This window comes from Cohnella sp. SGD-V74, assembly GCF_003001675.1.
Taxonomy (GTDB): domain Bacteria; phylum Bacillota; class Bacilli; order Paenibacillales; family Paenibacillaceae; genus Cohnella.
On sequence record NZ_PVYW01000031.1, the window covers coordinates 77,335 to 85,975 of the forward strand.

6 protein-coding genes and 1 rRNA gene are annotated in these 8,641 nt (G+C 57.8%); 3 read left to right on the top strand and 4 right to left on the bottom strand.

The annotated features are described in order from the left end of the window. Window positions 1-99: 99 nt before the first annotated feature. The gene (locus tag B0G52_RS32885) at window positions 100-1,233 is read right to left on the bottom strand and encodes a glycosyltransferase family 4 protein (RefSeq protein ID WP_094050669.1); all 1,134 of its coding nucleotides are present in this window, start codon (window positions 1,231-1,233) and stop codon (window positions 100-102) included. Window positions 1,234-1,420: 187 nt separating this feature from the next. Here B0G52_RS32885 and B0G52_RS32890 point away from each other — a divergent pair, with 187 nt between their 5' ends. Then, complete coding sequence (locus tag B0G52_RS32890; protein ID WP_094050670.1) at window positions 1,421-2,542, top strand: hypothetical protein; 1,122 nt, start codon at window positions 1,421-1,423, stop codon at window positions 2,540-2,542. Window positions 2,543-2,563: 21 nt separating this feature from the next. Beyond that, window positions 2,564-3,346 (top strand): FkbM family methyltransferase, encoded by a 783-nt coding sequence (locus tag B0G52_RS32895; protein WP_233163295.1) that lies wholly within the window; start codon window positions 2,564-2,566, stop codon window positions 3,344-3,346. Window positions 3,347-3,429: 83 nt separating this feature from the next. On the opposite strand, the gene B0G52_RS32900 is transcribed toward B0G52_RS32895, so the two are convergent. Both B0G52_RS32900 and B0G52_RS32905 read right to left on the bottom strand, forming a co-directional pair. Beyond that, the gene (locus tag B0G52_RS32900; RefSeq protein ID WP_094050671.1) at window positions 3,430-4,212 is read right to left on the bottom strand and encodes a methyltransferase domain-containing protein; all 783 of its coding nucleotides are present in this window, start codon (window positions 4,210-4,212) and stop codon (window positions 3,430-3,432) included. Between the two features lie 16 nt (window positions 4,213-4,228). Further along, entirely contained in the window at window positions 4,229-6,589 is a 2,361-nt protein-coding gene (locus B0G52_RS32905; RefSeq protein ID WP_094050672.1) for a glycosyltransferase, read from the bottom strand. 266 nt (window positions 6,590-6,855) lie between these two features. Between B0G52_RS32905 and B0G52_RS32910 the strand changes: the two genes are divergently transcribed. Then, entirely contained in the window at window positions 6,856-8,007 is a 1,152-nt protein-coding gene (locus B0G52_RS32910) for an amidohydrolase family protein (RefSeq protein WP_094050673.1), read from the top strand. Window positions 8,008-8,414: 407 nt separating this feature from the next. Here the strand turns inward: B0G52_RS32910 and rrf are convergent. Beyond that, window positions 8,415-8,531 (bottom strand): 5S ribosomal RNA (rrf, locus tag B0G52_RS32915). Window positions 8,532-8,641 lie beyond the last annotated feature (110 nt).

The window sequence follows — 8,641 nt, forward strand, 5'->3', positions numbered from 1 at the left end:
TTATTGTATGGACTGCCCACCCGGATGGCATGGACGATTAACTACCGCGCGCAAAATGGTCCATCCGCCCTGCTCCGCCGCCCGCTCCCGGGGACGCCTTCATCGCATGCCGAGCAACTGCCTGATCTTGCTTCCGATGACGGAGGGCGAATATTCGAAGTGCACGTCGAACGCCGCTTTCCTGCTGATCTTCTCCCGCTTGACCCGGTCCTCGTACAACTCCCTCATCGCCTCCCCGACGCGATCCGGCCGAATGTCGGCCCACATGTGGCTGTAGTAATATTCCGGGCGTTCCGTCTGCAGCTTGGCGTCGACCGGGACGAGCTCCTTCTCCGGTTCGATCAGCACGCTGTTGTCTTCGTTCATGAACTCCGTGTACCCGCCCCAATTCAAGCCGATCGCGGGTTTGCCGAGCGCCATCATCTCCATCGCGGGCATTCCCCAGCCGGCCCGATCCACCGACACGTAGGCGTCGCAGCTCAAATACAAGTCGATGAGCTCCTGCTCGCCGAACGGTTCGACGATGACGATAATTTGCGAGAACAGCCGATCCGCGGGAACGTAGGAGCGAATGACCGCCATCACGTCCTCCGGCTTGTAGCCGCTGTGCACGTAGACTTTCAGTACGAGGGACACGTCCTCCGTCCGGTCGAATTCCCGACAGAAAGCATAGACCAGCAGATCCACGCCTTTGCGAAAATCGAATCCGAACACGTACAGGAACGAGAAATTTCTCAGAGGGGGAGAGAAGACGATCCGGTTGTAAGGTCTGCCTGGATAAAAGCGCGTCACGTCGATCGGGTAGGGAACGACGCGCAGCTTGGAGGTGTCGACGCCGCTTCGCGAGAACGTCTCGTAATTAAACTTGGAAGGAACCCAAACTTCGTCCAGCTGATTGCACAGGCGCGGCCAATCCGCAGGAACGCGATCGGTCTCGAACAACGTGACGCCGATCGTCTTCACGACGCGCGCGGCGGGACGATGCATGTGAAAATGAGCCGGGACTCCGTGCTGGATGCAGACGGGCCGGGCGCCGATTTTGTCCGTGGACAGCCTCTCCAGCCAATTCACCGTCTCCTCGCCGATCTCCGTCTTGTGCCGGCTCGCCATCGTCGGCGCAATATAGACGGGAACGTCCGCCGCTTCCAGCGCCCGCAAATAGTTGCGCGACACGTTGCCGTAACCGCCCATGTCGTACACCGGACCGACCCAGTAGACTCCCGTGCAGGTCACCTGCCATCGCCTCCCTTTCGTTGCTTCTCCCGTTTCCGTCAGTATATGAACGCGCAAGCGGCGTTGCTTCGCCCTTCCCGCCCGTAACGCGTCCTGCACCGACATTTGTCCATGCACAATAACGCTCGTCGCATATACTTCATTACTGGCGTGAATCATCTACCCCGTTAAGGAAGGAGTGCGCCCAATGGGAATTGCCGGCCTGGAGCTGTTCAATTACTTCTTGTACGACCGGGAGCCGCTCCCCTACAATCAACTGCCCTACGGCAACTGCTCGGAACGAACGATAGAAATTCCGATCGCCATTCGCTTTCTCAGGAAGATGGAGGCGGGAATTCGGGAGCCCTATCTGGAGATCGGCAACGTCTTCGCCAACTACTTGCCGCTGCTCGATCCGCATCCCGAGCTCAAAAGTCGCATCGTTCTCGACAAGTTCGAGGAAGCTCCCGGCGTGCTGAATGAGGACCTGATGGATTACAAGAGGAAGCATTCGCTCATTCTCTGTCTCTCCACGGTAGAGCATATCGGACAGCATGCGTACGGGGAGCAAAAATCGGGCGATCGCGAAGCCCCGCTCCTTGCCCTTCGCCATTTGTACAATCTATTGGAGCCGGACGGCTCCGCGCTCGTTACCGTGCCTTTCGGCAAGCTGATGGACATGGGGTGGCTCATCCAATTCAGCGACGAATACCTCCGGCTTCTGACCGACAGCTACGGCGTGCCGGCGGAAGCGCTGAACGTTTCCTATTTCCGCAAGCTCGATATGGATATGCATCTGAACAATCCGAAGCAGTGCTGGATTCAATGCGGGAAGGAGGAGCTCGCGGACGCGCGGTTCGACAGCCCCTTCATGTTCGCCAACGGCATCGCCGTCATCCACATGAAGAAGATCGGCAGCGACGTCGCGATCGCCCCCCGGCCCCACGAGCCGCTGAACTACCTGTCCGCTCCAACCGTCTCCAGCGTCTATTTCGCCCCATTCGTCCGCCCTGCCGGTTTTGACAAAGACGGTTATTTTCCCGCCGTTCGTCCCGGCTACGTTTTCTACGGTCCGTCGCTAACGTTAGCTCCCGGAAGTTACTCCCTTGAAGCGTCGATCGAGATCGACGGCCCGGGCGAGTTCACGTTGGAAGTCACTTCGAATCAAGGCAGGCGCCTCCTATGGAGCCGAAAAATCGTTCGCAGCGAGCGACTGTCCGCGCCGATCGAAATCGAGCGCGAAGAACAGCAGGCGGAAATCCGCCTCTATCAGCATAATGCCGCGCATTGCCGCGTCCGGGTGCCTTCTCTCGTCTTGAACGAAGCGTAAACGAATTTAGGAGGAATTGAAGTGTTCGATCTGACCCGACCTTACGTCTTCGTAGGGGATCACACGATATTGACCAATTTGAATGCCGGTCCGGCCATGTTCCTGGACCTGCGCGATCCGGTCTGCCTGGCGATCTACCTGACCGGAGAATGGGAGGGCTGGCTGACGGGTACGTTCCTCTCCGTCGTCCGGCCGGGAATGGTTGTGCTGGATATCGGCTCCCACAGCGGCTACTTCACGCTGTTGGCCGCCCAGCAGGTCGGTCCGAGAGGTTATGTGCACGCGTTCGAACCGAACCCGTTCCATCATCGCAATCTGATCAAGAGCGCTGCCGTCAACGGATATGCCCATGTCCAGCTTCATCGCGTCATGGTTTCGAATAAGAACGGCGAGGAAATGATCGAGACGCTAGGGGACGGAGGTTCAAGCATTGTCTATCCGGCTCTGGCTCCGCTCATTACGCCTACTAAAACGAAGGTGCGCAAAGCGATCCTCAAGGACCTGATCGCTCCCCATACTAAAGTCGACGTCATCAAAATCGATATCGACGGCGGAGAGCCTTACATTATGGACAGTCTGTTCGAGGTGATCGATGCGAGCGGACCGTTGGTCATCTTCATGGAGTATCTGCCCCTGCTGTGGGGAGGCATCGATCCTCGTCCGATCATGCAGAAGTTTTACGACCGGGGCTTTGCGATTTTCAACGTTCCGATGGACAGATCGGCCATGACGCCCGTTACGCTCGACCAGCTTGCCGCACATACCGGCCAGTTGCATTTGGACTTGATCATGGTTCGCCATTAAAAAAAAGAGAGGCGCATCGCCTTTCGGAGCAGGCGGGAGCGACTTCCCGCTTGTATCCGAAGGCTTATGCGCCTCTCTGTTATTTACAGTTTCTCGATGATTAAGCCGATCGATGTCGATACATATTGGCCAAGCAGGAGACGAAGATGGACCGGATTGCTGTAAGGGGGAAGATCGACGTAAGACTCGAACGGTCCCGTTCCGGCCGTATAATTCACCGTTACGCGGTACCCGCGGCCTCTTAACTCCGCGATCATCGCTTCGATATCCCGATTGCGGAAAATAACGAGTACCGGAGCTTCCAGCGTATCTTCGTTGGAGGTCAGATTATACTCGGTCGTATGGACGGCAACCCCTCCGGGACGCAGGCATTCCATCTGATTGACGATAAACCTTTTGCCGTGCTCGATCGACCCCAGATGCTCGAAGCTGCAGGAGGACCACGTAAAATCGAATTGTCCGGCATAGCTGGGGCTGATATTGTTCATATCGGCGCTCTCGTAAGTGACGAGCTGCTGGAATTGATGGGGATCGCACAGCCCCCGCTCGTTCAAATCGGCGAGGCTGACGGCATGCTGGTTCGTATCCACCCAGCCCTGCTCCTTGGCGCGCGCCACGTCCAAATCCGTCGCCACGACTTCGACTCCGTGGGAAGCGAATGCGGCCGTCAGCGGCTCCTTGCCCACCCCGAAGCCGAGCCCCCGCCTGAACGGCATCAGCTTGCCGCGCTCGCGCAGCGCTTCGTAGATATAACACCACTCCCACAGCTTGCGGTGAAACCTCATCTGCTCGTTGAGCTTGACGCATGCGTTGAGGAACCATGGCTGCGTGAAATCCGTTTCCCGACATAATTGCGATTGAAGCATCGCGCGCCCTCCTTCGTTACGTGTTTCGGATTTGCGGGACGCCTCCCGGACTTTCCTGAATTCGCCACAGCACCGTCGGATTTTCTCCGAAGGAGCTGCTCTGCTCGATCGCTTCCTGCAGCGCCTCCGAGAAATTCGGCAGCGTATGGAGCTCGCTCATGCAAGCGGAGGCGCGGGCAGACATCCCCTCCCTCTCCTCCTTGTCGCGATACAGCTTAAGCATCGTCAGCAGCAAGACGCTTTCCTCATCGTCACCGGGCTGAATTTTCGCCGTGGCGTCGTCCGGAACGAAACGATAGAAGTCGCCGTCATATACAATTGTCGGAATGCTTGAAGCGATCAGTTCGAGAGCGATATCGGGCGAAGCGTCCGCGCTCGGGTCGCTCAGCGCGATCACGGCATGCGCTCTGGACAGCAGACGCTTGAATTGCGCGTATTGGGGCTCGACCTTAAGGTGAACGTACGGCTCCAGGCCAAGCTCGGACACCAGTTCGGCCGCTCCTTGCGGCAGTTCGGCCTCGCGGCCGGCCAGAATCGTATAGGAGACGTTGGAGCAGCCCTCGTCGATGAGCTTGCGCAGGCAGCGCAGAATGAGACGATGCGGCGGACGGCTTCCGTCAGCAGCGACGGTTGCAAACCGGAACGGAGAGCGGCCTCCGGACTTGTCGGCCTGGAGCGCAACCGCAGGGGCGAGAGCTTCGATAACATTGCGGTAGCTGCGCTGGAGAAGCCGGTCCCTCGTTTGCCGTCCATAGACGATGACGGATTTGGCATGCTCGAGATAATAACGGTCCAGCGGGGCCGCGGAACGAGGAGCCGTTCCGCCGAGCACGGCGTCCATCCAGTGCGGAGCGGCCGGGCCGAACTCTTTGTCCAGCACCCGGTAGTAGCCGTGCAGATCGTTGCGTTCGACCGTATTCATCCAGGCCAGCTCGTGAAGATGGCTGCCGTTCAAGACGACGATGCCGGGAATGCGCGCCATTTCTGCCAAATAAGGAACGACGAACGAATAACGCTCTCCGTTGCCGATCTCGTAAACGATAAAATCGTACTTCGTTTTACGACTCTCGAACTCGGTATGAAGGTAGACCTCGATCGGGCTCTCCTCCTCCGTCCTCTCTTCCCCGATTCGGTCGTCCAACCGTTCTTCGACGAACACGTCGATCTCGCCGCGATTCGTCAGATAAGGGACCGCATGGTACAGAGCTCCGTAGGTCTGAGGATAAAAAGGATGACGGGGAGCGAAGACGGCGATTTTGCGCCGATATACCTTCTCATAGCCTTCCGTCACTTTGAGAGCGACCGATTCCCAATTGTATTGACACGACCGCTGCAGCCCCTTGGCCGCCAGCCCTTGCGCCAATTGAGGATCGGACAGCATATGGACGATCCCTTGCGCGATGCTCTCCCGGCTCGCAGGGTCGACCTGGTAGACGGCGTCGTCTCCGATCTCGGCGAGAGAGGAGTTGTTCGAAGTCAGCACGGGCGTGCAGCAAGCCATCGCTTCCACGATCGGCAGTCCGAATCCTTCATAGAGCGACGGAAAAGCGAACAGATCGGCGCCTCCGTACAGCTCCACCAGTTCGCCGTCCGGAACGTAACCGGTCACGACGATGGAGCCTTCCCCTCCGAGCAGGCGCGCTTGCTCCAGCATCGCCCGTTTCTCATCGTCCGAGGAGTTGTAGACGATGACAAGCTGGTACCGCTCGGCCAAGGAGCGGTTCGCGATAATGAAAGCTTCGATGAGGCGGGCCAGGTTTTTGCGCGGATCGTCTCCGCCCGTGCAGAGCACATAAGGTTTGGAGATGCCGTAGCGAAGCGGCGCCGTTGCTGCGGTTCCTGGGGAGAGCGGCTTGAACTTCGGGTCGTAGCCGCCCATGACGACGCTGATCTTGGCCGGGTCCATGCCGGTCAAGCGGACGGCGTCGGCCTTGGTCGTCTCGGATATCGCGTAGATAATGTCGCACGACCGAATCATCTCGATGACCCTCATGTAGATCGGCCTAACGAAATCGTTCATGTACTGATGCTCCAGCACGAGCGGGATGACGTCGTACAGCGTGGCCGCCACGCGGGTGTAACCGAACCACGCTTTGTTCAGCATCGTATCGCTGTATGCCTGGAACAGGCTCGCGGGCAGATGGAACAGATTAAACGGGCTCGTCATATGGTACACGTCGATGCGGTTGCGGTACAGAAATTGCTGAAGCTGATCCTTCAGATAGTCCGCGCCCTTGCTCACGTCGGGATAGAAGTAATAGTAGGAATTGTTCGTCTCCTGCTTCAAAATCGCTTCGATCATGTTTTGCGAATAGCGGCCGATCCCCCTCTTCATCGCCTCCGTCTTGGCGAAAAACATGTCGAACGCAATGTTCATCCGATCGATTCACCACCGTTCGCAGAGGTCTTCATCGTGCACATGGTTATCGTATGTTTCCTTGGCTGGAGGGGATGGGCATACGCGGGGCATTCGGCAAAAAAGGGCGGGCTTTTAGGCGACAACGTCGCCAAAGGAAGGAGCTTGGAAGGCGCCGGACGTCGGAGTCTCGGAAAATTCGCTTGAAAACGCGTAGATTCGCACCTCAAAGCCGGCCGTTCGGAGGCGTATAATGGAAGTAAATGGTTTCGAAGGAGAGCGGTCGCATGCATCCCGACTTCGTTCCGCAAAAGAAGGTTATTTTCCCGTTCGCCTTGAAGCTCGGCCTTGGGATCGGCATGCTGATCGGTACGGTCGGCTGTTCCGGCGGGGAGCGTCTTGCCGAGACGATCGTGGAAGCCGACATCGCCTATGCTCCCGATTCGTCGGCGGCGGACGTGATCATCCGGCTTCGCGAGAGCAGGAGAGCCGATGCTTATCTGACCGATGTCTACGAACCGCTGACCGTCATCGATATTCATAATCACGACGCTTCGACCCGCGATCCCGCGGGATGGTGGGGCGCTCAGGGGATGGATCGCCTCGTCCTGTTCGGAGATGTGTCCGAGCCCAGCGCGCAAATCACCGATGCGATGGCCTGGGAGCATTATCGCGCGAATCCGGAGCGCATCTATCCGTCGTTCGCCGGGTTTCCGGTCTACGATGAGGAAGGACCGCGTATTGTCGAGAGGAACCTTGAACAAGGTTATCTGGCCATCGGGGAAATCGTCGCCGCTTCCACCGCATCCCCCGTCGTCAGCCAAGTGGAGTGGAAAGCGCAGCACCCTAACGACGGCTACCTGCCCGATATCTACGAGTTGGCCGCCGCTTACAAGGTTCCGATCCTGCTGCATATCGATCCGCCGAACGGGATGCCGATCGCTTATTTTGTTCAAGCGCTCAGAGAGCATCCGGATACGATTTTCGTATTCGCACATGCGAATGTGTTTAATCCTCCCTCCCATATCGAGGGCATGATCAAAGAATTTCCGAATCTGTATATCGACTTCTTCCCCGGGTTCACCGCATACGATCCCGGCAGCGGCAACAAGCTGGAGGATTTCGTTCCGTTGCTCGAAAGCTATCCGGATCGCGTCTTCCTTTCCACCGACGGAGGATACGGAATCGGCAAAACCCGCGCGGCATACGCCATGTTCGAAATGATCGACCTGCTGTCCCCGGAAACCGCAGTGAAAGTCGCTTATCAGAATTATGAGCGGCTGATCGAGCAGCAGCCTCCGACGGCAACGCAGATCTCGAAGATCAAAGAACTCACGGGGAAGCTGAACGAACCGGGACGATACTCCCTGAATAAACGAAAAGCGAACGAGCTCATTTTCGAGCTTGAACGCAGATTGGCGGGCTTGGGCGGTTCGTGAGCTATTGGATTTCGCGGCGATATCTCTCGGGAACCCGGAGGCCCAGCACTTTCGACGCAGTTAACGGTCTGGCAGGCCGTTAGCTGCGTTCTTCCGGGCAGTTGGCTTCGTTTAGCGGTCTGGCAGACCGTTAGCTCGGAGGTTCCGGCGCTTTCGCCGCTGTTAACGGTCTGGTGGACCGTTAACTGTGCTCCTCCAGGCAGTTGGCTTCGTTTAGCGGTCTGGCAGGCCGTTAGCTGCGTTCTTCCGGGTAGCTCTCTCCGATTAGCGGTCTGGTAGGCCGTTATGCTGCTCCCCCGCTGACGCGCAATCCTCCGAATAACGCAAAAAAGCACCCGGCTAAGGGTGCTTCTCTGTTTACTCCGGCCCTGGTCGTCGACTTCCTCGACTGCTCGGGCATGCATCCAGCCTGGCGACGTCCTACTCTCCCAGGACCCTGCGGTCCAAGTACCATCGGCGCTGGAGGGCTTAACGGTCGTGTTCGGGATGGGTACGCGTGGAACCCCTCCGCCGTCATCACCAGACCAGATCATTTGTAACAAGGCTTACGCCTTGAAAACTGGATGCGAACCAAGCGGAGCGAAGAAGAAGGTGAAGTGTCTTGCTTTGTCGTGTCATTCGTTAGGATAAGCCC

Excerpts from the sequence above, each read along its gene's own strand:
- B0G52_RS32890 (WP_094050670.1), top strand. The coding sequence starts at position 1,421 with ATGGGAATTGCCGGCCTGGAGCTGTTCAATTACTTCTTGTACGACCGG.
- B0G52_RS32900 (WP_094050671.1), bottom strand. The coding sequence starts at position 4,212 with ATGCTTCAATCGCAATTATGTCGGGAAACGGATTTCACGCAGCCATGG.
- B0G52_RS32905 (WP_094050672.1), bottom strand. The coding sequence starts at position 6,589 with ATGAACATTGCGTTCGACATGTTTTTCGCCAAGACGGAGGCGATGAAG.
- B0G52_RS32910 (WP_094050673.1), top strand. The coding sequence starts at position 6,856 with ATGCATCCCGACTTCGTTCCGCAAAAGAAGGTTATTTTCCCGTTCGCC.